The following is a 21,587-nucleotide window of genomic DNA, read 5'->3' as shown; positions in this document are numbered from 1 at the left end:
TAAAAAAAGATACCCTATAGTATCCTCGTAATCAATCGGGAAGACAGGATTCGAACCTGCGACACCTTGGTCCCAAACCAAGTACTCTACCAAGCTGAGCTACTTCCCGCGTTAAATAAAAAAATGCACCCTAGAGGAGTCGAACCTCTAACCGCCTGATTCGTAGTCAGGTACTCTATCCAGTTGAGCTAAGGGTGCTCATCATTATATGCCGAGGACCGGAATCGAACCGGTACGATCGTTACCAATCGCAGGATTTTAAGTCCTGTGCGTCTGCCAGTTCCGCCACCCCGGCCTCTCTAAGCGAACGACGGGATTCGAACCCGCGACCCCCACCTTGGCAAGGTGGTGTTCTACCACTGAACTACGTTCGCATCGACCTCTTATTCTATATAAAAAAATGCCGGCTACATGACTTGAACACGCGACCCTCTGATTACAAATCAGATGCTCTACCAACTGAGCTAAGCCGGCTGATTTCTATTATGCGGGTTAAGGGACTTGAACCCCCACGCCGTTAAGCGCCAGATCCTAAATCTGGTGCGTCTGCCAATTCCGCCAAACCCGCAAATATGACCCGTACTGGGCTCGAACCAGTGACCCATTGATTAAAAGTCAATTGCTCTACCAACTGAGCTAACGAGTCTAAAATAACTTCCGTTATCTTAAACGGTCCCGACGGGAATCGAACCCGCGATCTTCGCCGTGACAGGGCGACGTGATAACCGCTACACTACGGGACCTATGGGAGTTAACGGGATCGAACCGCTGACCCTCTGCTTGTAAGGCAGATGCTCTCCCAGCTGAGCTAAACTCCCAAAAAGGAAGTCTCTAAACTTCCTATTCTGCTAAGCGACTTCCATATCTCACAGGGGGCAACCCCCAACTACTTCCGGCGTTCTAGGGCTTAACTGCTGTGTTCGGCATGGGTACAGGTGTATCTCCTAGGCTATCGTCACTTAACTCTGAGTAATACCTACTCAAAATTGAATATCTATCAAATACCAAGAAAACCGTCCGCTTTCATATTCTCAGTTACTTTGGATAAGTCCTCGAGCTATTAGTATTAGTCCGCTACATGTGTCGCCACACTTCCACTTCTAACCTATCTACCTGATCATCTCTCAGGGCTCTTACTGATATAAAATCATGGGAAATCTCATCTTGAGGTGGGTTTCACACTTAGATGCTTTCAGCGTTTATCCCTTCCCTACATAGCTACCCAGCGATGCCTTTGGCAAGACAACTGGTACACCAGCGGTAAGTCCACTCTGGTCCTCTCGTACTAGGAGCAGATCCTCTCAAATTTCCTACGCCCGCGACGGATAGGGACCGAACTGTCTCACGACGTTCTGAACCCAGCTCGCGTGCCGCTTTAATGGGCGAACAGCCCAACCCTTGGGACCGACTACAGCCCCAGGATGCGACGAGCCGACATCGAGGTGCCAAACCTCCCCGTCGATGTGAACTCTTGGGGGAGATAAGCCTGTTATCCCCAGGGTAGCTTTTATCCGTTGAGCGATGGCCCTTCCATACGGAACCACCGGATCACTAAGCCCGACTTTCGTCCCTGCTCGAGTTGTAGCTCTCGCAGTCAAGCTCCCTTATACCTTTACACTCTGCGAATGATTTCCAACCATTCTGAGGGAACCTTTGGGCGCCTCCGTTACCTTTTAGGAGGCGACCGCCCCAGTCAAACTGCCCGTCAGACACTGTCTCCGATAGGGATAACCTATCCGGGTTAGAGTGGCCATAACACAAGGGTAGTATCCCAACAACGTCTCCTTCGAAACTGGCGTCCCGATCTCATAGACTCCTACCTATCCTGTACATGTGGTACAGACACTCAATATCAAACTGCAGTAAAGCTCCATGGGGTCTTTCCGTCCTGTCGCGGGTAACCTGCATCTTCACAGGTACTAAAATTTCACCGAGTCTCTCGTTGAGACAGTGCCCAAATCATTACGCCTTTCGTGCGGGTCGGAACTTACCCGACAAGGAATTTCGCTACCTTAGGACCGTTATAGTTACGGCCGCCGTTTACTGGGGCTTCAATTCATACCTTCGGATTACTCCTAAGCACTCCTCTTAACCTTCCAGCACCGGGCAGGCGTCACCCCCTATACATCATCTTACGATTTAGCAGAGAGCTGTGTTTTTGATAAACAGTTGCTTGGGCCTATTCACTGCGGCTGACGTAAAGTCAGCACCCCTTCTCCCGAAGTTACGGGGTCATTTTGCCGAGTTCCTTAACGAGAGTTCTCTCGCTCACCTGAGGCTACTCGCCTCGACTACCTGTGTCGGTTTGCGGTACGGGTAGAGTATGTTTAAACGCTAGAAGCTTTTCTTGGCAGTGTGACGTCACTAACTTCGCTACTAAACTTCGCTCCCCATCACAGCTCAATGTTATAGATATAAGCATTTGACTCATATCACACCTCACTGCTTAGACAGACTCTTCCATTCGTCTGCTTTAGTTAGCCTACTGCGTCCCTCCATCACTACATACTCTAGTACAGGAATATCAACCTGTTGTCCATCGGATACACCTTTCGGTCTCTCCTTAGGTCCCGACTAACCCAGGGCGGACGAGCCTTCCCCTGGAAACCTTAGTCTTACGGTGGACAGGATTCTCACCTGTCTTTCGCTACTCATACCGGCATTCTCACTTCTATGCGTTCCAGCACTCCTCACGGTATACCTTCTTCACACATAGAACGCTCTCCTACCATACCTATAAAGGTATCCACAGCTTCGGTAAATTGTTTTAGCCCCGGTACATTTTCGGCGCAGGGTCACTCGACTAGTGAGCTATTACGCACTCTTTGAATGAATAGCTGCTTCTAAGCTAACATCCTAGTTGTCTGTGCAACCCCACATCCTTTTCCACTTAACAATTATTTTGGGACCTTAGCTGGTGGTCTGGGCTGTTTCCCTTTCGACTACGGATCTTAGCACTCGCAGTCTGACTGCCGACCATAATTCATTGGCATTCGGAGTTTATCTGAGATTGGTAATCCGGGATGGACCCCTCACCCAAACAGTGCTCTACCTCCAAGAATCTTTATGTCGACGCTAGCCCTAAAGCTATTTCGGAGAGAACCAGCTATCTCCAAGTTCGTTTGGAATTTCTCCGCTACCCACAAGTCATCCAAGCACTTTTCAACGTGCCCTGGTTCGGTCCTCCAGTGCGTCTTACCGCACCTTCAACCTGCTCATGGGTAGGTCACATGGTTTCGGGTCTACGACATGATACTAAGGCGCCCTATTCAGACTCGGTTTCCCTGCGGCTCCGTCTCTTCAACTTAACCTCGCATCATATCGTAACTCGCCGGTTCATTCTACAAAAGGCACGCTCTCACCCATTAACGGGCTCGAACTTGTTGTAGGCACACGGTTTCAGGTTCTATTTCACTCCCCTCCCGGGGTGCTTTTCACCTTTCCCTCACGGTACTGGTTCACTATCGGTCACTAGGGAGTATTTAGGGTTGGGAGATGGTCCTCCCAGATTCCGACGGGATTTCACGTGTCCCGCCGTACTCAGGATACTGCTAGGTACAAAGACTATTTTAAATACGAGGCTATTACTCTCTTTGGCTGATCTTCCCAAATCATTCTTCTATAGTCTTTGAGTCCACATTGCAGTCCTACAACCCCGAAGAGTAAACTCTTCGGTTTGCCCTCCTGCCGTTTCGCTCGCCGCTACTAAGGCAATCGCTTTTGCTTTCTCTTCCTGCAGCTACTTAGATGTTTCAGTTCACTGCGTCTTCCTCCTCACATCCTTAACAGATGCGGGTAACAGGTAGTACCTGTTGGGTTCCCCCATTCGGAAATCCCTGGATCATCGCTTACTTACAGCTACCCAAGGCATATCGTCGTTTGTCACGTCCTTCTTCGGCTCCTAGTGCCAAGGCATCCACCGTGCGCCCTTATTAACTTAACCTTATTTTTTGACCTTTCAGTCATAAACTCTTTTAATACTACAGCGTTTCGGTTTATTTTCTTGTTACTATTTGATATAGATATTCAATTTTCAATGTGCATTACTTGGTGATCTCTCACCAATGGAGCCTAGCGGGATCGAACCGCTGACCTCCTGCGTGCAAAGCAGGCGCTCTCCCAGCTGAGCTAAGGCCCCACAAGACCTCTCAAGACTAAACAAGACCAATGTGCAGTTCCTTATCCTTAGAAAGGAGGTGATCCAGCCGCACCTTCCGATACGGCTACCTTGTTACGACTTCACCCCAATCATCTATCCCACCTTAGGCGGCTGGCTCCTAAAAGGTTACCTCACCGACTTCGGGTGTTACAAACTCTCGTGGTGTGACGGGCGGTGTGTACAAGGCCCGGGAACGTATTCACCGCGGCGTGCTGATCCGCGATTACTAGCGATTCCGACTTCATGTAGGCGAGTTGCAGCCTACAATCCGAACTGAGACTGGCTTTAAGAGATTAGCTTGCCGTCACCGGCTTGCGACTCGTTGTACCAGCCATTGTAGCACGTGTGTAGCCCAGGTCATAAGGGGCATGATGATTTGACGTCATCCCCACCTTCCTCCGGTTTATTACCGGCAGTCTCGCTAGAGTGCCCAACTAAATGATGGCAACTAACAATAGGGGTTGCGCTCGTTGCGGGACTTAACCCAACATCTCACGACACGAGCTGACGACAACCATGCACCACCTGTCACCTCTGTCCCGAAGGAAAACTCTATCTCTAGAGCGGTCAGAGGGATGTCAAGACCTGGTAAGGTTCTTCGCGTTGCTTCGAATTAAACCACATGCTCCACCGCTTGTGCGGGCCCCCGTCAATTCCTTTGAGTTTCAACCTTGCGGTCGTACTCCCCAGGCGGAGTGCTTAATGCGTTAGCTGCGGCACTAAACCCCGGAAAGGGTCTAACACCTAGCACTCATCGTTTACGGCGTGGACTACCAGGGTATCTAATCCTGTTTGCTCCCCACGCTTTCGAGCCTCAGCGTCAGTTACAAGCCAGAGAGCCGCTTTCGCCACCGGTGTTCCTCCATATATCTACGCATTTCACCGCTACACATGGAATTCCACTCTCCCCTCTTGCACTCAAGTTAAACAGTTTCCAAAGCGTACTATGGTTAAGCCACAGCCTTTAACTTCAGACTTATCTAACCGCCTGCGCTCGCTTTACGCCCAATAAATCCGGACAACGCTCGGGACCTACGTATTACCGCGGCTGCTGGCACGTAGTTAGCCGTCCCTTTCTGGTAAGATACCGTCACAGTGTGAACTTTCCACTCTCACACTCATTCTTCTCTTACAACAGAGCTTTACGATCCGAAAACCTTCTTCACTCACGCGGCGTTGCTCGGTCAGACTTCCGTCCATTGCCGAAGATTCCCTACTGCTGCCTCCCGTAGGAGTCTGGGCCGTGTCTCAGTCCCAGTGTGGCCGATCACCCTCTCAGGTCGGCTATGTATCGTTGCCTTGGTGAGCCGTTACCTCACCAACTAGCTAATACAACGCAGGTCCATCTGGTAGTGATGCAATTGCACCTTTTAAGCAAATGTCATGCAACATCTACTCTTATGCGGTATTAGCTATCGTTTCCAATAGTTATCCCCCGCTACCAGGCAGGTTACCTACGCGTTACTCACCCGTTCGCAACTCATCCAGAGAAGCAAGCTCCTCCTTCAGCGTTCTACTTGCATGTATTAGGCACGCCGCCAGCGTTCGTCCTGAGCCAGGATCAAACTCTCATTAAAAGTTTGAGTTCTCACTCATTTCTGTCACTGACAGATTTATTGTTTTTTCATTGTTCAGTACTATAACTTCAGTTATAGTGCCCTGCACATTGGTTCGTCTTGTTCAGTTTTCAAAGGTCTTTGTCACTCATTCTCTCTCGAGCGACAACTATATTAGTATATCACAGCCACCTGTCTCTGTCAACAGATTTTTTAAACTTTTTTCAAGTTTTTTTAGCCGCAATACAACATAGTCCGTACGGGATTCGAACCCGTGTTACCGCCGTGAAAAGGCGGTGTCTTAACCCCTTGACCAACGGACCTGAGCTTTTCAACTCTTTCTATTATACCTACTTTTTTACCTTTGTCAAGGACTTTTTTCCTCTTTATCGAAATTCTGAAAAGATTAGGGAAAGTTCTCTCAGGAGAGCTTTCCGTCCTCTAAAGACTTCCCCTCCCATGAGACGGTCTATTAATTCTTGTTTTTCCATACTCTGTTTTGATTTGTAATTCTTTAGAAGTTCGTGAAAGAGATAATAATCGTCCAGCCTGAGTCCTTTTTCTCCTAGACGATGGCTAATCTCACTCACCTCTTCATAGGGTTCTTTGTCAAAACGGCGTTTGTGGCTTTCCTGTTTACGGATGTAATCTAGGATACGATTTCTAAACTTTGTTTTAAAGCAGACATAAAGTCGATGGCGCTCGCCCTCTAGTAACTCTGGATTGCGACTCACCAGCTCATACAGACATAACATGCCTTCCTGATCCCAGTCCTCTTTCTCCCACAGATGCAAATGATAATCTTTGCGACACTTATGGACGATTCCCTTAATTTCTTCATATAAGTCTTTTAGATTCATAGACCTCTCCTTTCTGCATTTAGTTTAGCAAAATGCGCGAGCCCCTGGGTCTACTTCCTCTGTTTTATACTTCTTCCTCCCTCAACAGCACATAAAAAGAGAGGCAAAGCCTCTCTGGGGTTATAATTCTGCAATTTGGTTGAGATTCACTTCTGCAATCGTGTCATTACCAAACATAGAGATAATCATCTTCACTTTGTTGTTATCAATTTCAGTAATTTTACCTGTGTAGTCTGCAAAAGCACCATCAATGATGCGGACTGTCTGGCCAACTTCAACGTCAATATCAAACTCTTGAACAGTTTGTCCCATTGAAACCAGAATATCACGAATTTCTTGTTCCAATAGTGGAGTTGGTTTTGATCTGTTACCGTGTGAGCCGACGAATCCTGTTACGTTAGGTGTGTTTCGAACGACGAACCATGCTTCATCGGTCATGACCATTTCTACAAGGACATAACCTGGAAAGCGATTCTCTTCAATTTCCTTTTTCTTTCCATTTTTCTCAACTTGCACGGTTTGTGTTGGAATCTCAACCCGTAGAATATTATCCAACATGTTATACGTTTGCGCACGTTGCAATAGATTTTCTTTTACCTTATTTTCATAGCCAGAATAAGTTTGTAGAACAAACCATCCCTTGTCAAAACTATCCATGATATTTCCTTTCATACATATATAGAAGAAAGTTAGCAGAAGTTCTCCGCTTCTCTTCTAAAAAATGTTAATAAATCGAATCAAACCTGAAACAATCAACTGGTCAAAAATGTAAATGATGACCACAAAGAAGGCTGTGTATTCCATAATAGAGCGAAAATCTCTCCAGCTTTCTTTGCGAGTTGGCCAAGTTGTTTCTTTAAGAAGTTTAAAAATATCCTTAATAAAACCCATCGTTCTCTCCTATCTCGTTTCTCTATGTGTCGTATATTTTCCACAATGTTTACAAAATTTATTTACTTCTAGTCGTGTTGGCTTGGGGTTCCCACTAATTTTGATTGAGTAATTCCTTGAACCACAAACTGCACAAGCTAGGCTTGCTTTTTTTAGTGCCATAACGCCTCCATCTTATCTATTATAACAAGAAACCTAGGCTTTGACAAGCCTCTTAACGAAATAGATTAAGGATTGAGTCCCATATTGTCTGGGCTTTTTCTTTTATCTTGGCTTCTGAAATCGCCCGACCTGCTTCATCTACAAGATTTTGAGCACGACTACGAATATCTCCTATCGGATCCTCAGACTGGTTTGTCTCATTTTCAACGGCCTGCTTTTTCGTATTTTCTGGTTCAATCCCATTTTGTTTATAAGCATTCTCAACTGTAAAAGTGCTACCTGGAGTGTAGGGCAAAATGGTATTAGCCATACTTCTAAAGACATGGGCTGCTCCATTTGAGGTCGAACCTGCTAGATAATGACTCTCATCTGTTGTTGGGAAACCGAGCCAGTGGCTGATTACAACATCTGGAGTATAGCCAATCACCCACTGGTCACTGGTATATTCTGGGTTGAAAACAGCTTCAGTCGTACCTGTTTTACCAGCCATAACGTAATCCGCTGGTGACGAACTAATTCCTGTACCATTGGTAAATGTTCCTAGCATCATACTGGTCATTTTATCAGCTACCGACTTATCAATCACTCGTTTTTGGGAATTTTTATGACTCTTTATGACCTGACCGCTGGCATTCTCAATACGAGTGATGAAATGAGCTTCAGGCATTAGACCTCCATTGGCAAAGGCTGCATAGGCTTGCGCCATCTGGAGAGGATTCGTCTCCACACCTCCACCAAGAGCAACTCCAAGAACTCGGTCAACTTTTTCCATATTCAGGCCAAATCTCTCCCCAGCGTCAAAAGCTTTGTCAATACCTAATTCATTTACAGTCGCAACTGCCGGTAGGTTGAGTGATTCCGCCAAGGCCTGATACATAGGCACTTCTGGAGATGTCTTAATGCCCGCATAGTTGTCTACTTGATAACTGTTGTACTGCATCGTATGATTATCCAGTTGCTTGTTCAAGGCCCATCCTGCTTCTACTGCGGGTGTATAAACAACTAAAGGTTTAATGGTTGAGCCTGGGCTACGCTTAGACTGAGTGGCATAGTTAAAATTGCGGAAGCCTGGTTTGTCATCACCAGCTACACGACCAACAACTCCACGCACTCCACCAGTCTTGGGTTCTAGAGCGACACTACCCGATTCTGCATGCGTTCCGTCTTCTGCTGTTGGAAATAGCGAAGTGTTTTCATAAATAACCTGCATGTTTGCTTGGTAGTTTTGGTCAAGCTCTGTGTAGATTCGATAGCCGTTGTTGACAATCTCTTCTTCTGTGAGATTGTACTTGGAAACCGCTTCGTTGACAACTGCATCAAAATAGGACGGGTAACGATAATCCGAAACTTTGCCTTCATACTTATCTTGCAGTTGAGAAGCCATATCTACTCCAGCCGCTTCGGTCTCTTGATTTTTATCAATATAGCCCGCTGCAACCATATTTTGTAATACAGTATCCCTACGGTTGGTCGAAGTTTCAACAGAATTTAATGGATTATACAATTCTGGTCCCTTGAGCATCCCTGCTAGAGTGGCCGCCTGATCAAGCGTTAGCTGTGAAGCTGATACACCGAAATATTTCTTACTTGCATCTTCAACACCCCATACCCCATTTCCAAAGTAGGCGTTATTGAGGTACATAGTAAGGATTTGCTCCTTGCTGTATTTCTTTGTCAACTCTAAGGCAAGGAAAAACTCCTTGGCCTTCCGTTCAACGGTTTGGTCCTGAGAAAGATAGGCATTTTTCGCCAACTGTTGAGTGATGGTAGACCCCCCTCCAGAACGACCCGCTGTAAGGATGGCTAGAAAGAAACGACCGTAGTTAATCCCATCATTTTTATAAAAGGAACGGTCCTCTGTCGCGACGACAGCATTCTGCAAGTCTTTACTGATATCTGTCAGTTCAACATAGGTTCCCTTTTGACCTGATAGGGCGCCTGCCTCTTTTTCTTCGCGGTCAAAAATCAGAGTTCGTGTTTTCAAGGCATTTTGCAAATCATTAACATTGGTAGATTTGGCTATGGCAAATAGGTAGGTTCCTACTAGCAAACCTGCACTTAACCCTAAAATGATGACGATTTTTGTCAGATGGTAACGACGCCAAAATTTCCGAATCGGACCTACATGGCCTAGTTTTTTTCTATCGCTCCGAGAACGACGCATACTAGTAGAATCAGACTCTGCTGATTCACTCGTTTCTTTTTTAAAGAGAGAAAGAAACTTCTCAAATAATTTATCTAATTTCATGCGTTTATTTTATCATCTTCACCATAGGAACTCAAGAATTTAGCTATTCCCTATCCAAATAGGGCTTTTTTTGTTACAATATCTGTATGCAATTCACATTTACATTACCCGAATCCTTACCTCAAATGACGGTCAAACAATTTCTAGAGGAACAACTCCTCATCCCTAGAAAAATCCGCCATTTTTTGAGAATCAAGAAGAACATCTTAATTAACCACGAAGAAGTGCACTGGAACGAGATGGTCAAGCCAGGGGACATTTGCCAGTTGACTTTTGACGAGGAAGATTATCCCAAAAAAGAAATCCTTTGGGGCAACCCAGACCTCGTTCAAGAGGTTTATCAAGACCAACATCTCATTATCGTCAACAAGCCAGAGGGAATGAAAACTCACGGAAATCAACCTGGTGAAATTGCCCTTCTCAACCATGTCTCTGCCTACGTTGGCCAAACCTGTTATGTCGTTCATCGTCTGGATATGGAAACAAGTGGTTTAGTGCTTTTTGCTAAAAATCCTTTTATCTTACCCATCCTCAATCGTTTGTTGGAGAAAAAGGAAATCGCTCGTGAGTACTGGGCACTTATAGAAGGGCGAGTAGAAAGTAAAGAACTTGTCTTTCGAGATAAAATTGGTCGTGATCGACACGATCGTAGAAAAAGAATAGTCGATGCCAAAAATGGACAATATGCTGAAACACATATCAGTCGATTAAAGCAATTTCCAAACAAGACTACCCTTGTCCGTTGCAAACTAAAGACCGGTCGAACACATCAAATCCGTATTCACCTCTCTCATCATAAGCACCCTATTCTGGGCGATCCTCTCTATAACTCTAGTTCAAAAGTAAGCAGGCTCATGCTCCATGCCTTCCGACTTTCCTTTACTCATCCACTCACCTTAGAACAATTGAGTTTTACTGCCCTCTCAGATACTTTCGAAACCGAATTAAAACAAAATGGATGATAGCATCATCCATTTTTCTATATAATAAAAGCAAGACCAGAAGGCCTTGCTTTTATCGACTCAAGAATTATTTAGCGATTTTTGCAAAGTATTCAAGAGTACGTACAAGTTGTGCAGTGTATGACATTTCGTTGTCGTACCATGATACAACTTTAACCAATTGTTTACCGTCAACGTCAAGAACTTTAGTTTGAGTTGCGTCAAACAATGAACCGTAAGACATACCTACGATATCTGAAGATACGATTGGATCTTCTGTGTAACCGTATGATTCGTTTGAAGCTGCTTTCATAGCTGCGTTCACTTCATCAACAGTAACGTTCTTTTCAAGAACTGCTACCAATTCAGTAACTGATCCAGTTGGAGTTGGAACACGTTGTGCAGATCCGTCAAGTTTACCGTTCAATTCTGGGATTACAAGACCGATAGCTTTAGCAGCACCAGTTGAGTTAGGAACGATGTTTGCAGCACCAGCGCGAGCACGGCGAAGGTCACCACCACGGTGTGGTCCGTCAAGGATCATTTGGTCACCAGTGTAAGCGTGGATAGTAGTCATCAATCCTTCTACAACACCGAAGTTGTCTTGAAGAGCTTTAGCCATTGGAGCCAAGCAGTTTGTAGTACATGAAGCACCTGAGATAACTGTTTCAGTACCGTCAAGAACGTCGTGGTTAGTGTTGAATACGATTGTTTTAACATCGTTTCCACCAGGAGCAGTGATAACAACTTTCTTAGCTCCACCTTTAAGGTGTTTTTCAGCTGCATCTTTCTTAGCAAAGAAACCAGTTGCTTCAAGAACGATTTCTACACCGTCAGTAGCCCAGTCGATTTGTTCTGGATCACGTTCAGCAGAAACTTTAACGAATTTACCGTTAACTTCGAATCCACCTTCTTTAACTTCTACAGTACCGTCGAAACGACCTTGAGTTGTGTCGTATTTCAACAAGTGTGCAAGCATAACTGGATCTGTAAGGTCGTTGATGCGAGTAACTTCAACACCTTCTACGTTTTGGATACGGCGGAAAGCAAGACGACCGATACGTCCGAAACCGTTAATACCAACTTTAACTACCATTAGTGATTTCCTCCTTATGAAAATCATGAAAATTTTATTGTGAAAAGAGTAACTTGAATCACTACAAATCACCTTTCAACAAAACTATTATATAACTATTTGAGTTTAATTGCAAGTACGGGCGTTGATTTTCTCTCCTGCTTTTCTACTTTTTCTCCCCCTTTTTATTCATCCATTCTTTTATTCTCAAAGCATATCTCTAGAATTTTTATAATATCTGCATATTCTCTTCATTATCAAGGTGAAACTACAATTTCAACTCTTTCAGAGTTTACAAAAAAGAGACAGGATCACTCCTGTCTCTAGGCTGATAAACGATTATTTGCGACGTCCTGGTCGTTCTGCATAACCATAGTAAGCATCTGCCATGATTTCTTCCATGTCAGCTACCATTGGCAAGCGTGGGTTAGCAGGTGAACATTGGTCTTCATAAGCAAGCAAGGCAATTTCATGCAAGCTGTCTTTCCAAGCTTTTTCATCGATTCCAAAGCCTTTGAAGTTCATTGTGATTCCAACTGCTTCACCAAGATCGTAAACTGCTTTGGCATACGCTTCAACCGCTTCTTCTGGAGTTGAGTGAGGCAAGCCAAGCATTTTCGCGATGTCTTGGAATTTCTCATCAGCTTTCCAGTAGTTGTACTTAGGCCATGTAGTTGTCTTAGATGGGCGAGTACCGTTGTAACGGATAACGTATGGAAGCAAGATTGCATTTGTACGTCCGTGAACAGTATGGTGAACACCACCAATCTTGTGGGCCATTGAGTGGCTCATACCAAGGAAGGCATTGGCGAAGGCCATACCAGCCATTGTAGACGCATTATGCATTTTTTCACGTGCTTCTGGGTCAGCTGTCTTAACAGATTTTTCCAACCATTCAAAGACAAGTTTGATTGTTTGAAGCGCAATACCGTCTGTGTAGTCGTTAGCAAAGTTTGAAGTGTAGGCTTCAGTCGCGTGAGTCAAGACGTCCATACCTGTATCAGCAGCGATGAAGTCTGGAACTGATTCAACCAAAGCAGGGTCAACAATGGCAATAGTTGGTGTCAATGAGTAGTCAGCCAATGGGTATTTGCGGTTGTTTTTCTTATCAGAGATAACGGCAAATGGTGTTACTTCTGAACCTGTACCTGAAGTTGTTGGAATACCGATGTATTTCGCTTTCTTACCAAGTGATGGGAAGCGGAAGGCACGTTTACGGATGTCCATGAATTTTTGAACCAAGTCACGGAAGTCGATTTCTGGTTGTTCGTAGAAGAGCCACATTACTTTGGCCGCGTCCATTGGAGAACCACCACCAAGAGCGATAATTGTATCTGGTTCAAATGCTTTCATCACTTCAGCACCACGTTCTACAGTTGTGATGTCTGGATCTGGTTCAACATCTGAGAAGACTTGAATAGTTACACGGTTGCTACGTGCGTTCAATTGATCGATAACACGTTGAACAAAGCCAAGTTTTTCGATAGATTTGTCTGTAACAATCATAACGCGTTCAATATCTTCACATGTTTGAAGGTATTGGATAGAATTGCGTTCGAAGTAAATTTTTGAAGGAACTTTAAACCATTGCATATTATTTCTACGTTTCCCTACTTTCTTGATGTTTAGAAGGTTGATCGCACTTACGTTATCACCGACTGAGTTGTGTCCATATGAACCACATCCAAGTGTCAATGATGGAATGAAGGCATTGTATACGTCACCGATACCACCGAAAGTAGATGGAGAGTTCCAGATAATACGCATTGCTTTGATTTCTGTACCAAAGCGTTTAGCGAGAGCTTCGTCTTTTGTATGGATGGCTGCTGAGTGACCAAGTCCGTTAAACTCAACCATTTGACGAGCTTTTGTAAGACCGTCTTCTGTATCTTCAGCTTTTAGGACAGCGATAACTGGTGACAATTTTTCACGAGTCAATGGTTCTTTCGGTCCTACTTCTGCACATTCTGCAGCCAAGATGTTTGTTCCTTCTGGAACACTAAATCCTGCTTGTTCTGCAATCCATGCTGCTGGTTTACCAACAATGTTTGCATTTAGTTTAGCACCAGCACAGTTTTTGCTGTTTGCTTTCACACCGAAACAGAATTCTTCAAGAAGGGCTTTTTCTTTCTTGTTTACAAAGTAAGTGTGATATGATTTGAATTCTTCTACAAATTCATCATACACTTCTTTATCAATGATAACCGCTTGTTCTGATGCACAGACCATCCCATTATCAAATGATTTAGACATAACGATGTCATGAGCAGCTTGACGAAGGTCAGCAGATTTTTCTACATAGGCAGGAACGTTTCCGGCACCTACCCCAAGAGCTGGTTTTCCACATGAGTATGCAGCTTTAACCATAGCATTCCCACCAGTTGCAAGAATAGTTGCAACACCTTCGTGGTTCATTAGCGCTCCAGTTGCTTCCATAGATGGCTTTGTAATCCATTGCACACAGTTTTCAGGAGCACCGGCTGCAATCGCTGCATCGCGAACGATTTGTGCTGCGTGTGCTGATGATTCTTGAGCTGATGGATGGAAAGCAAAAACGATTGGGTTACGTGTTTTCAAAGCAATCAATGATTTGAAAATCGCTGTTGAAGTTGGGTTTGTTGTCGGAGTGACACCACAGATTACACCGACAGGCTCCGCAATCTTTGTCAAACCTGTAATTGGATCATCTTCGATAACTCCAACTGTTTTAACTCCACGCATATTGTTCACTACGTGCTCACAGGCAAATAGGTTTTTTGTTGCCTTGTCTTCAAATACCCCACGACCAGTTTCTTCAACTGCGTGTTGTGCAAGGATACCATGTGCGTCAAGTGCTGCAACCGAAGCTTTTGCCACGATATAGTCAACTTGCTCTTGGTTCAACTTGCGCATTTCATCAAGCGCAACCAAGGCTTTTTTCACGAGACCATCGACATGCTTTTCAGCAGCAAGTTGTTTTTCCTCTGGTGTTACTGTTTTTTTATCAGCCATATTATCCTCCATAGCCTTTAAGGATGTTATCCTTTGTTAATTTTTTCACAAGTTTATTATAACTCTTTTTTTATGCTTTGTAAACAGTTTCATAAGCATTTCACAAAGAATTTTTCTGAGATTGTGATTTTTTTCTCAATATATCTATACAATAGAGTTTTGTCTGGACGATTGTGAAATTATGGAGAAAATTTTTTTATTTCACAAAGTTTTTCTAGTTGATGGTTATTTATCGAATTTAAGCAAAGAAAGCGTTTTCTTTATGATTTTGAAAAATAGTCTCCTAACTTGGAGACTACTGTTTTTGCTGAAAAACGCCTTGTTTAAAGGTCCCTTCATAAACAACTTCTTGCTCTGTCGTCAACTTCCCTTGACCTTCAGCCTGGCCATTTACAAAATCACCTTCGTATTTCCAGCCATCTTTTGATTGGAAAGTCCCTTTTCCATTAAAGGCTCCATTATTGAAATCACCTGTATATTGGTCTCCATTTTCAAAGGTCAAGGTTCCTTGACCATTCATTTTCCCTCGTACCAAGGTGCCATCATAAACAAGAGCTCCACCATCAAGTGTCAGGACACCCTTTTTAGGAGTGTTTAGTAGAAAAACTGATACGGCGCAGATAGCGATTAGAAGAACGGTTGCAATCTCTATACGCGGGCGAGTTAGATATACTCGATATTTTTCAAAAATTTCTTTAAACTTTTCCATTGTCACTCTCATTTTCTAAACGGTCTAACCAGCTTTGACATCCACTTGTGATACGAGCATAGGTTTCCTCAAAATCTCCTGTATACCAAGGATCTGGGACATTTTCAGCCGCAAAAGAGTAGATCTTGTACTGTAGTTCCTGAGGACACATGTGACGCAGATCTGAAAGGTTTGAAGCATCCATACCGATAATGTAATCAAACGATTCAAAGTCTTCCCTGCCAATCTGAAGCGATGTTTTATCTTTGTCATACGGGATCTGATATTGCTGGAAAATTCCTTGCGTTCCCTTATGAATCGGATTGCCATGTTCCCATGATGACGTCGCCCGACTCTCGATGTGGTAATCGCTCGTCATGGACTTCATCACAAACTCTGCCATGGGACTTCGGCAAATATTTCCTAAGCAAACAAATACTATTTTTTTCATCCCTTTTCCTCTCATCTCATAGAAAAACGGGAGTGACAGGTCCCGTTTTATTCTTCAATTGCTCCACTTTCGTCGATAACTGTTCCTTCTGGTGTCACAGCTTCTTTGAGTGGCAACACTGTCTTGATAGCAGCTAATTCAAAAGTCAAATAAACACCATCTACGTCTAGTACGATTGTTTGTTTCTCAGTATCGACTTCATCCACTGTTCCGTAGAGTCCACCGATTGTGATCACTTCATAGCCTTTTTGAAGCTTGTTCAAGCTTTCCATACGCTTTTGAGCTTGTTTCTTTTGAGAACGTTGCATAAAGAACATCAAGGCAAACATACCTACAAGCATGATTAAAAAAGTAATATTTGGATCCATTGTTTTCTCCTTTGTATTTTACATAGGACTACTATATCAAATTTCAGCTACTTTTACAAGATTGTGCCTTGTTTTTATGGTTATAAAAAATCAGAGTTTTCACTCTGATTTTTGTGATTATTTCAAGTTTTGAACGACTTTGACTAGATTTTCAACTGTAAATCCGTACTCTGCCAATACTTTTGGTGCTGGGGCAGATGCTCCAAAGGTATCAATACCGAGAACTGCACCATCAAGACCAACATACTTGTACCAGTTTTGAGTTGCACCCATTTCAACTGCAACACGACGGCGAACTGCATTTGGAAGGATTTCTTCCTTGTAAGCTGCATCTTGTGCGTCAAAGACATCTGTTGATGGCATGCTGACTACACGGACTTTTGCACCTTGGCTAGCCAATTCTTTGGCAGCTGCGACCGCCAAATTCACCTCTGAACCTGTTGCAATCAAGATTGTATCAAAGTCTGCTGCATTTTCATAGACAACATAGGCACCTTTCGCAACTTTGTCAAAGTCTGTTCCTTCTTCGACAGTCAAGTTTTGACGTGTCAAGACAAGGGCAGTTGGTGTTTTTTCGCTTGTCACGGCAAGGTACCAAGCCGCTTGAGTTTCACGCGCATCTGCTGGGCGGAAAACATTGAGATTTGGCATAGCACGGAGACCTGCTAAGTGTTCAACTGGTTCGTGAGTTGGACCATCTTCACCAACTGCAATCGAATCGTGGGTAAAGACATAAGTCACAGGAAGTCCTTGCAAGGCTGACAAGCGGACAGCTGCTTTCACATAGTCAGAAAAGACGAAGAAAGTACCACCGTATACACGAAGTCCACCGTGAAGGGCCATCCCGTTCAAGATCGTTCCCATTGCAAATTCACGAACACCAAACTGAATGTTGCGGTTCAAGCGATTAGCATCGTCTTGAAGTCCATCAGTCTTAATATAAGTCATGTTTGAGTGAGCAAGGTCAGCTGAACCACCTAGGAAGGTTGGCAATTTAGTAGCTACAACGTTCAAAGCATCTTGACTTGAGTTGCGAGTTGCTTGAGAAAATCCATTTTCTAAGGCTGGGAAGTCTGCTGGAGTCACTTTAACTGGATCACGGCCGTCGATGATGGCTTCTACTTCTGCAGCCAGTTCTGGATGAGCTTCTTTATAATCAGCAACTAATTTAGTCCAAGCTTGATAAGCTGATGCGCCACGATCTGCAACATTTTCTTTGAAATCAGCGTAAACTTCAGCTGGGATTTCAAATGGTTCATAGTCCCAACCAAGAGCTTGGCGAGTAGCCGCAGTTTCATCTGCTCCAAGAGGAGCACCGTGTACCGCATTAGTTCCTTGTTTGTTTGGAGAACCGTATCCAATAACAGTCTTCACTTCAATCAAAGATGGCTTGCCTGAAGCTTTAGCTGTTTCGATAGCAGCATGGATAGCTTCCAAGTCTGTTCCATCTTCAACCAAGGCTGTATGCCAGCCGTAGGCATTGTAGCGATCACGAACACTTTCAGTAAAGGAATCCTTTGTCTCACCATCCAAGTTAATGTCATTTGAATCATAAAGAACCACCAACTTGTCAAGTTTTTGCAAGCCTGCATATGAAGCCGCCTCACTTGAGACACCTTCCATCAAGTCTCCATCTCCACAGATCACATAAGTATAGTGGTCAAAGATATTGAAGCCTTCGCGGTTATACTTCGCTGCAAGGAAACGTTCTGCTTGGGCAAAACCAGTAGCAGTAGAAATCCCTTGACCTAGAGGACCAGTTGTAGCGTCAACCCCTGCTGTATGACCAAATTCTGGGTGACCTGGTGTTTTTGAACCCCATTGGCGGAAGTTCTTGACTTCTTCCATGCTCACATCTTCAAATCCAGAGAGATGAAGAAGGGCGTAGAGGAGCATAGAGCCGTGTCCTGCTGAAAGAATAAAGCGATCGCGGTTGATCCAGTTTGGTTGAGCTGGATTGATACGAAGTTGCTTTGTAAAGAGGCTATAGGCCATAGGAGCAGCCCCCATAACCACCCCTGGGTGACCTGAGTTTGCTTTGTTGATGGCGTCAATACCTAGAAAACGAATTGCATTAACAGATAGATTTGACATAGAATTTCCTTTCTCTTTGAGGTGATTAATAAATCACACATCCTATTTTACTATTATATGAAAAAATGCATAGAATAGCAATAAAACAATTTGCGTTCATCTAACACATTTGATTTTCTATTCCCTCGTCACTTCATAGTACGGAAGCAAGCGCGCATAAGCCTCTTCTAGCTTCTCCAATATCGCTTCTACTGACTGATTTGCAATGAAGGAAACATCTGCCTTAACCAAAACTTTACGGACTTCCTGACTTCTCACCTTCTCGCGTAAAGTACGACGATTCTCCTCAGTAGCCTCCACCTTATGACTTTCCCCATTTGAGTAGACTAGATAATAAATTCCTTCTACCACTGGAAGTTCTAAAACCTTGGCTTGTTTGTCTAAGGTCTGGTCGTCTTTCTTGCGCTCGATGAAACTGACTTCCAAAGAAATCCCAAAGTCAGCAGGTGTTCCATACAAACGAAGAGCCATCATAGGTTCTGTCACTTGTCCGTCTCTCTGTAGATAGGCCCAGAAATGCGGCCGCAAGCGTTGCGCTTGGTTCATCCACTGACTAGTCTGTTGCAGTTGCCATTCTGGATGATTAGCTTGAAAGGTATTGGCAAGTTCTGTAAAAGACTTCCGAGCCTCTTGACCTTTTTGCCGCAAATCCAACATCTTTTCTCTTTCATCGCCAGCTTTATCAGGATTACGGTACTGAACTCCTGCAAATGATAGGTATTCTCTAACTGCTTTCAGCATATCTGAATCTTTCCTTTCCTAGCAAAAAATCAGGATGAACCTGATTTTGCTTTGCTTATTCTGCATCTACGACAACATAGCGATTTGGCTCGTCACCTTCAGAGTAACTCGTCACGCCATCCATGCGTGAAATAATGCGATGGATAATCTTGCGTTCGCTATTTGACATTGGATCAGTTTGTTGGCTACGCCCTTCTTCTAAAACGCGAGTCGCCAATTTTTGAGCGTAGGTTTGCAAGACTTCTGCACGGTGTTCAACGTAATCATTGACATTGATTGTGATGTAGAAGGTTCTTGAATAGCGATTATAAAGGTAATTTTGCGCCAATAGTTGAAGAGCTTTCAAGACTTTTCCGTGATAGCCGATAATACGGCCTGGTTCATTCGTGTCAATTTGAAGATTGATGGTGCGGCGATTGTAGTCACTTGAAATCGTCCCTTCAACATCCATATCATCTACAATGGTTTGAACGTAGTTAGCTACTTCAGTTGCCACTTGTTCGATGTCATAACTTGGTTCTACTTTCAAGCCTAAATCTTCCAAAGATTGGCTTGTTGCTTCCTGCGTTTCAGTTTCTTTTTCTGGAGCAGATTCCACTTCCTCGGCAGTATCCTCTGGTTCCAATTCATTTAAAATTGAAATATGGCCTGTTTCTTCCAAAATCGTGCTGGCGTGCTTTTCATTTTTCAAGATTTCAGCCTTGACCTCTTCAGAAACACCTTGACCTTCTTCTTCAATCTTCTTAATCGCTTCCACTACATGACCCAAATCAACAGTTGCTTCACTTACTGTTTTCACGGGTTCATTTTTTTCATTAACTTCTTTGGGAACCCCTTTAATGGCCTGCTGATTGGCTTTGATCACTGTCGTTTCACTAATCGCTTCGATATCAACTTGAGCTGGCTTCTTACCAAACAAGCCTAAGAATCCTTTTTTCTCTTTTGAAACGACCTTGATGTGGGCCTTCATTCTTGGAATGTCTAATTCTTTCAATCCTTTTTGGATTGCTTCTTCAACCGTTGAACCTGTAAATAATACCATTACCAGATTCCTCCTTATTTTTTCTTTTTCTGTGCTTTTTTCAAGGCTCTTCTCTTCTTGCCTTCTAAATCTTTTTCTGCTTGCACCACTGCTTCTCTTTCAGCAATGATCTTGAAAGGATTGTTCAAGAAATAGGTTTGCAGAACTTGGTAAGCATTGGATACAGCCCAGTACAAGGCTACACCACTTGGGGCGGAGATGGCAAAAACAAAGATCAATACGGGCATACCATACATCATCCCTGTCGTAGCTCCACTTTTTTCAGACAAAGCTTTATTCGATAACCAGCTACTCAAGAAGGTAAAGACTGCCGCCAAAATCGGAAGGACAAAACTTGTATCTACTCCTCCCAAATTAATCCATAAAAAGTGACCTGTTTTCAAAAAGTCTACTCGACTCAAGGCTTGAAAGAGTGCCAAGAGAACCGGCATTTGTATTAAAATCGGCCAGAGAGAGGAGGAATGTTTGATCCCTAACTCTTTATAAACCTTACGCATCTCCTGGTCTAGCTTGGTTCTACTTTCCATATCACGACCCGGATATTGCTCTCGCAAAGCCTTGATGCGTGGTTGAGCCTCTTGCATTTTTCTAGAGGCAACCATCTGTGTCTGAAAGACCGGCAATAAAATCGTCCGGATCAAAATCGTGAAGAGGATAATCCCCACTCCGATACTAATGTCAAAGGACAAAAAGCGGATAATTTCAGCAAAAAAATAGACGAATTTGCTCCAAAAGTCTGTCGAATCTGCTGTTATATCGCTAGCTGTACCATTTGTTGCACAGGCTGTCATGATAAACAAGGACAAGCCCAACAAACTAGTCAACTGTAGTTTCTTTTTCACTCCCATTTCCTTCCTGGTAAATCTTTGATAACTTTAATACGTGGAGTAGGTTTTTCTCCATCTCTGCATATTCCAAGGTTTCCACCCCTTTTCGGGCAATCACGACAAAATCAACATGCTCTACTAAACTCCCTTTTACACTTTGTAGAATGTGCCGGATTCGTCTCTTGATTTGATTTCTGGTAACTGCATTCCCCAGCTTTTTGCTGACGGACAGTCCTACTCGAAAATGGTTTTGCTGGTTTTCCAATTGGTAGACAACAAATTTTCGATTGGCAAAACTTGTTCCGTCCTTGAAAATCGCCTTAAAATCTTTCTCTCTTTTTACACGAAAGCTTTTCTTCAAAACTCAACTCCATCTATTAAATTACTACTATTATACCATATTTTTTGAAAAAGCCAATAACAGCAAGGTTTTAGACATTTTCTACATAAAAAAAGCTGGAAAATCTCTTTCCCAACTTCTTTTTACAATCAA

16 protein-coding genes, 11 tRNA genes and 3 rRNA genes are annotated in these 21,587 nt (G+C 43.6%); 1 reads left to right on the top strand and 29 read right to left on the bottom strand.

The features are described from left to right. Positions 1 to 35 precede the first annotated feature (35 nt). The 19 genes from DG474_RS01015 to pbp2a form a co-directional block, all read right to left on the bottom strand. Positions 36 to 109: transfer RNA gene (locus DG474_RS01015), tRNA-Pro, on the bottom strand. 15 nt (positions 110 to 124) lie between these two features. Then, positions 125 to 198 (bottom strand) — tRNA-Arg (locus DG474_RS01010). Between the two features lie 11 nt (positions 199 to 209). Next, positions 210 to 295, bottom strand: a tRNA-Leu gene (locus DG474_RS01005). A gap of 7 nt (positions 296 to 302) precedes the next feature. Next, positions 303 to 374, bottom strand: a tRNA-Gly gene (locus DG474_RS01000). A gap of 27 nt (positions 375 to 401) precedes the next feature. Continuing rightward, positions 402 to 474 (bottom strand) — tRNA-Thr (locus tag DG474_RS00995). A gap of 12 nt (positions 475 to 486) precedes the next feature. Further along, a tRNA-Leu gene (locus tag DG474_RS00990) sits at positions 487 to 568 on the bottom strand. A gap of 5 nt (positions 569 to 573) precedes the next feature. Continuing rightward, positions 574 to 646, bottom strand: a tRNA-Lys gene (locus DG474_RS00985). A gap of 24 nt (positions 647 to 670) precedes the next feature. Then, positions 671 to 743 (bottom strand) — tRNA-Asp (locus DG474_RS00980). Positions 744 to 745: 2 nt separating this feature from the next. Further along, positions 746 to 818: transfer RNA gene (locus tag DG474_RS00975), tRNA-Val, on the bottom strand. A 29-nt stretch (positions 819 to 847) separates the two neighbouring features. Further along, a 5S ribosomal RNA gene (gene rrf / locus DG474_RS00970) occupies positions 848 to 963 on the bottom strand. A gap of 77 nt (positions 964 to 1,040) precedes the next feature. Then, positions 1,041 to 3,943 (bottom strand): 23S ribosomal RNA (locus tag DG474_RS00965). A gap of 122 nt (positions 3,944 to 4,065) precedes the next feature. Further along, positions 4,066 to 4,138 (bottom strand) — tRNA-Ala (locus DG474_RS00960). Positions 4,139 to 4,189: 51 nt separating this feature from the next. Then, positions 4,190 to 5,736 (bottom strand): 16S ribosomal RNA (locus DG474_RS00955). The 16S, 23S and 5S rRNA genes sit together here with 11 tRNA genes alongside, the layout of an rRNA operon. A gap of 230 nt (positions 5,737 to 5,966) precedes the next feature. Beyond that, positions 5,967 to 6,038, bottom strand: a tRNA-Glu gene (locus DG474_RS00950). A 63-nt stretch (positions 6,039 to 6,101) separates the two neighbouring features. Further along, positions 6,102 to 6,575, bottom strand: a complete 474-nt coding sequence (locus tag DG474_RS00945; RefSeq protein WP_255778330.1) for a sigma-70 family RNA polymerase sigma factor — start codon at positions 6,573 to 6,575, stop codon at positions 6,102 to 6,104. A gap of 120 nt (positions 6,576 to 6,695) precedes the next feature. Next, positions 6,696 to 7,232, bottom strand: a complete 537-nt coding sequence (gene nusG, locus DG474_RS00940; protein ID WP_000376728.1) for a transcription termination/antitermination protein NusG — start codon at positions 7,230 to 7,232, stop codon at positions 6,696 to 6,698. 57 nt (positions 7,233 to 7,289) lie between these two features. Further along, positions 7,290 to 7,466, bottom strand: coding sequence for a preprotein translocase subunit SecE (secE, locus tag DG474_RS00935; RefSeq protein WP_000505776.1), 177 nt, complete (start codon positions 7,464 to 7,466; stop codon positions 7,290 to 7,292). Between the two features lie 9 nt (positions 7,467 to 7,475). After that, complete coding sequence (rpmG, locus tag DG474_RS00930) at positions 7,476 to 7,628, bottom strand: 50S ribosomal protein L33 (RefSeq protein WP_001809375.1); 153 nt, start codon at positions 7,626 to 7,628, stop codon at positions 7,476 to 7,478. Between the two features lie 52 nt (positions 7,629 to 7,680). After that, a complete protein-coding gene (pbp2a, locus tag DG474_RS00925) occupies positions 7,681 to 9,876 on the bottom strand; it encodes a penicillin-binding protein PBP2A (RefSeq protein WP_049478889.1) in 2,196 nt (731 codons plus the stop codon). Positions 9,877 to 9,962: 86 nt separating this feature from the next. On the opposite strand from pbp2a, the gene DG474_RS00920 reads away from it, so the two are divergent. Further along, positions 9,963 to 10,838 (top strand): RluA family pseudouridine synthase, encoded by an 876-nt coding sequence (locus DG474_RS00920; protein ID WP_255778326.1) that lies wholly within the window; start codon positions 9,963 to 9,965, stop codon positions 10,836 to 10,838. A 67-nt stretch (positions 10,839 to 10,905) separates the two neighbouring features. On the opposite strand, the gene gap is transcribed toward DG474_RS00920, so the two are convergent. From gap to rnpA, 10 genes are all read right to left on the bottom strand, one after another. Further along, complete coding sequence (gap, locus tag DG474_RS00915; RefSeq protein WP_000260679.1) at positions 10,906 to 11,913, bottom strand: type I glyceraldehyde-3-phosphate dehydrogenase; 1,008 nt, start codon at positions 11,911 to 11,913, stop codon at positions 10,906 to 10,908. Positions 11,914 to 12,231: 318 nt separating this feature from the next. Beyond that, entirely contained in the window at positions 12,232 to 14,883 is a 2,652-nt protein-coding gene (gene adhE, locus DG474_RS00910; protein WP_061421821.1) for a bifunctional acetaldehyde-CoA/alcohol dehydrogenase, read from the bottom strand. Positions 14,884 to 15,178: 295 nt separating this feature from the next. Further along, positions 15,179 to 15,592: an MORN repeat-containing protein gene (locus tag DG474_RS00905; protein WP_255778325.1), complete on the bottom strand. Its 414-nt coding sequence runs from the start codon at positions 15,590 to 15,592 to the stop codon at positions 15,179 to 15,181. Continuing rightward, complete coding sequence (locus tag DG474_RS00900; RefSeq protein ID WP_255778324.1) at positions 15,579 to 16,022, bottom strand: low molecular weight protein-tyrosine-phosphatase; 444 nt, start codon at positions 16,020 to 16,022, stop codon at positions 15,579 to 15,581. Before DG474_RS00900 ends, DG474_RS00905 begins: the two co-directional genes overlap by 14 nt. Before the next feature lie 47 nt (positions 16,023 to 16,069). Further along, complete coding sequence (gene yajC, locus DG474_RS00895; protein ID WP_255778323.1) at positions 16,070 to 16,390, bottom strand: preprotein translocase subunit YajC; 321 nt, start codon at positions 16,388 to 16,390, stop codon at positions 16,070 to 16,072. Positions 16,391 to 16,507: 117 nt separating this feature from the next. Continuing rightward, positions 16,508 to 18,484, bottom strand: coding sequence for a transketolase (tkt, locus tag DG474_RS00890; protein ID WP_000067909.1), 1,977 nt, complete (start codon positions 18,482 to 18,484; stop codon positions 16,508 to 16,510). Positions 18,485 to 18,601: 117 nt separating this feature from the next. Beyond that, positions 18,602 to 19,225, bottom strand: a complete 624-nt coding sequence (locus DG474_RS00885; RefSeq protein WP_255778322.1) for a ribonuclease P — start codon at positions 19,223 to 19,225, stop codon at positions 18,602 to 18,604. A gap of 55 nt (positions 19,226 to 19,280) precedes the next feature. Then, the gene (gene jag, locus DG474_RS00880) at positions 19,281 to 20,267 is read right to left on the bottom strand and encodes an RNA-binding cell elongation regulator Jag/EloR (RefSeq protein ID WP_139689549.1); all 987 of its coding nucleotides are present in this window, start codon (positions 20,265 to 20,267) and stop codon (positions 19,281 to 19,283) included. 14 nt (positions 20,268 to 20,281) lie between these two features. After that, the gene (locus DG474_RS00875; RefSeq protein ID WP_185756305.1) at positions 20,282 to 21,109 is read right to left on the bottom strand and encodes a membrane protein insertase YidC; all 828 of its coding nucleotides are present in this window, start codon (positions 21,107 to 21,109) and stop codon (positions 20,282 to 20,284) included. Further along, positions 21,084 to 21,455, bottom strand: a complete 372-nt coding sequence (gene rnpA, locus DG474_RS00870; RefSeq protein ID WP_000748120.1) for a ribonuclease P protein component — start codon at positions 21,453 to 21,455, stop codon at positions 21,084 to 21,086. The genes DG474_RS00875 and rnpA overlap by 26 nt, the downstream gene beginning before the upstream one ends. Positions 21,456 to 21,587 lie beyond the last annotated feature (132 nt).

It is taken from the genome of Streptococcus oralis, assembly GCF_024399415.1.
Lineage (GTDB): Bacteria > Bacillota > Bacilli > Lactobacillales > Streptococcaceae > Streptococcus > Streptococcus oralis_CS.
Note: the sequence above shows the minus strand (reverse complement) of the source record. Positions and strands in the feature narration are given on the sequence as shown.

Bases quoted from the DNA above. Each gene is read 5' to 3' on its own strand.
- DG474_RS00945 (WP_255778330.1), bottom strand. From the start codon at position 6,575: ATGAATCTAAAAGACTTATATGAAGAAATTAAGGGAATCGTCCATAAG.
- nusG (WP_000376728.1), bottom strand. From the start codon at position 7,232: ATGGATAGTTTTGACAAGGGATGGTTTGTTCTACAAACTTATTCTGGC.
- secE (WP_000505776.1), bottom strand. From the start codon at position 7,466: ATGGGTTTTATTAAGGATATTTTTAAACTTCTTAAAGAAACAACTTGG.
- rpmG (WP_001809375.1), bottom strand. From the start codon at position 7,628: ATGGCACTAAAAAAAGCAAGCCTAGCTTGTGCAGTTTGTGGTTCAAGG.
- pbp2a (WP_049478889.1), bottom strand. From the start codon at position 9,876: ATGAAATTAGATAAATTATTTGAGAAGTTTCTTTCTCTCTTTAAAAAA.
- DG474_RS00920 (WP_255778326.1), top strand. From the start codon at position 9,963: ATGCAATTCACATTTACATTACCCGAATCCTTACCTCAAATGACGGTC.
- gap (WP_000260679.1), bottom strand. From the start codon at position 11,913: ATGGTAGTTAAAGTTGGTATTAACGGTTTCGGACGTATCGGTCGTCTT.
- adhE (WP_061421821.1), bottom strand. From the start codon at position 14,883: ATGGCTGATAAAAAAACAGTAACACCAGAGGAAAAACAACTTGCTGCT.
- DG474_RS00905 (WP_255778325.1), bottom strand. From the start codon at position 15,592: ATGGAAAAGTTTAAAGAAATTTTTGAAAAATATCGAGTATATCTAACT.
- DG474_RS00900 (WP_255778324.1), bottom strand. From the start codon at position 16,022: ATGAAAAAAATAGTATTTGTTTGCTTAGGAAATATTTGCCGAAGTCCC.
- yajC (WP_255778323.1), bottom strand. From the start codon at position 16,390: ATGGATCCAAATATTACTTTTTTAATCATGCTTGTAGGTATGTTTGCC.
- tkt (WP_000067909.1), bottom strand. From the start codon at position 18,484: ATGTCAAATCTATCTGTTAATGCAATTCGTTTTCTAGGTATTGACGCC.
- DG474_RS00885 (WP_255778322.1), bottom strand. From the start codon at position 19,225: ATGCTGAAAGCAGTTAGAGAATACCTATCATTTGCAGGAGTTCAGTAC.
- jag (WP_139689549.1), bottom strand. From the start codon at position 20,267: ATGGTATTATTTACAGGTTCAACGGTTGAAGAAGCAATCCAAAAAGGA.